Source organism: Actinomadura logoneensis, from assembly GCF_003428695.1.
Classification (GTDB): domain Bacteria; phylum Actinomycetota; class Actinomycetes; order Streptosporangiales; family Streptosporangiaceae; genus Spirillospora; species Spirillospora logoneensis.
In genome coordinates this window covers 1-1,696 of sequence record NZ_QURH01000562.1, presented here as the reverse complement: position 1 = coordinate 1,696, position 1,696 = coordinate 1, and the positions used below count along the sequence as shown (strand labels likewise).

Sequence of the window (1,696 nt, the reverse complement as noted above, 5' to 3'; positions counted from 1 at the left end):
CGCGCGGTCTCGGCCGCGCTCGCGGCCCTGCGCCGCGACGCCCTGGTCTGGGGCACCCGGACGTCCCGTCCCGCGCCCGGCGTCCGGCAGGCGCTGCCGCACCCGGCGGGGCTCGGCCCGCCCGCCGCCGAGGTGTTGGCGTCCTACCCCGCCGACCGGCTCACCGCGCTGGTCACCGACCTGGACGGCGAGGCCCCGCGCGGCTTCACCGACTCCGGCCGGCTGGTCGCGCGGATCGCCGAGCGGCTCACCGACCCGTCCGACCTGATCGCGGGCGCGGGCGACGAGGCCCGCGCCGCCCTGGACCGGCTCGTCTGGGGCCCGCCGGTCGGACGCGTCGCCGATGCCCGCCGCCCGGTCCGCGTGGCGACCGCCGAGACCCCGATCGAACGGCTCCTCGCCCGCGGCCTGCTCGTCGCCGAGGACGACCGCACCGTGACCGTCCCCCGCGAGGTCGCCCTCCACCTGCGCGGCGGACGGCTGTTCCGCGACCTGGCCGCCGAGCCCCCGCCGCTCGGCGGCGGAGCCCGCGCCCGGGACGAGGACACGGTCGTGCGCGGCGCGGCGGGCGAGGCGTTCACCGTCGTCCGCGAGATCGAGGAGCTGCTGGAGCGCTGGGGCCTCGAACCGCCGCCGGTGCTGCGCAGCGGCGGCCTCGCCGTCCGCGACCTGCGCGCCGCCGCCGCCCTGCTGGACGTCCCGGAGTGGCGCGCCGCGCTGCTCGCCGAGATCGCCCAGGCGGCCGGGCTGCTCACCCGCTCCGGCGACCTGGACGGCGAGTGGCTGCCCACGCCCGCCTACGACCTGTGGCTGCGCCGCGACATCGCGGGCCGCTGGACCGAGCTCGCGCACGGCTGGCTGCGCACCGACCGCGTCCCCGGCCTGGTCGGCGAGCGCGACGACCGCGACCGGCTGGTCAACGCGCTGAGCGAGTCCGCCCGGCACGGCAGCGCCCCGGCGACCCGGCACGCCGTCCTGACGGTCCTGGCCGACGCCCCCGCCGGGACGCCGGCCACCGCCCCCGCCGTCCGGGAGCGGCTGGACTGGCTCCAGCCCCGGCGCGGCGGCCCGCTGCGCGACCGGCTCGTGGACTGGACGCTGCGCGAGGCCGCCGTCCTCGGCCTCACCGGCTACGGCGTCCTGGCCCCGTTCGCCCGCGACCTGCTGGACGGCGCCGACCCCGAGCCCGCCCTCGCCAAGCACCTCCCCGAGCCGGGCGACAAGGTGCTCATCCAGGCCGACCTCACCGCCGTCGCGCCCGGCCCCCTGGTCACCGACCTCGCCCGCGAGCTGGCCCTCACCGCCGACGTCGAGTCCACCGGCGGCGCGACCGTCTACCGGTTCACCGCCGGGTCGGTCCGCCGCGCCCTGGACGCCGGACGCTCCGCCGCCGACCTGCTCGACCTGCTCACCAAGCACTCCGCGACGCCCGTCCCGCAGCCGCTCGCCTACCTGGTCGAGGACGTCGCGCGGCGGCACGGCCACCTGCGCGTCGGCTCCCTGGTCTCCTACGTCCGCGCCGACAACCCGGCGACGCTGGACGAGATCCTCGCCGACCGCCGCGCCGACGCGCTGCGGCTGCACCGGCTCGCGCCGACCGTCCTGGCGTCCGCGCTGCCCCGCGCCGACCTGCTCACCGGGCTGCGCGGGCTCGGCCTCGCGCCGGTCGCCGAGTCGCCGGGCGGCGGCGTGATCG

1 protein-coding gene is annotated in these 1,696 nt (G+C 79.8%); it reads left to right on the top strand.

The window, feature by feature from the left end:
• Window positions 1-1,696 (top strand): helicase-associated domain-containing protein (locus DZF91_RS42740; RefSeq protein ID WP_117359586.1); only part of this gene is annotated, 1,696 nt, incomplete at both ends.